This window comes from Kineococcus sp. AC630 (assembly GCF_979255925.1).
Window position 1 is genome coordinate 1 of the sequence record NZ_CEEDMJ010000179.1, and the last position, 231, is coordinate 231.

Consider the following 231-nt stretch of genomic DNA (forward strand, 5'->3'; position numbering starts at 1 on the left):
ACCTGGCCCTGCCGCCCTCGACCTTCCAGGACTACACCGAGGCGATCGCCGCGCACGGCCTGGCCGAAGGTTCCCGCGTCGTCTCCGAGAAGCCGTACGGCACCTCGCCGGAGTCGTTCGAGGAACTCGACCAGCTGGTCCAGTCGGTCTTCGCCGAGCAGCAGGTCTTCCGCATCGACCACTTACTCGGCAAGGAGGCGACCCAGCAGCTGCACGTCCTGCGGTTCGCCA

The 231-nt window shown here is 67.5% G+C and carries 1 pseudogene; it reads left to right on the forward strand.

The features are described 5' to 3' along the window. Nucleotides 1-231, forward strand: a pseudogene (locus AC0I8G_RS26335) (glucose-6-phosphate dehydrogenase); the annotation flags it as partial.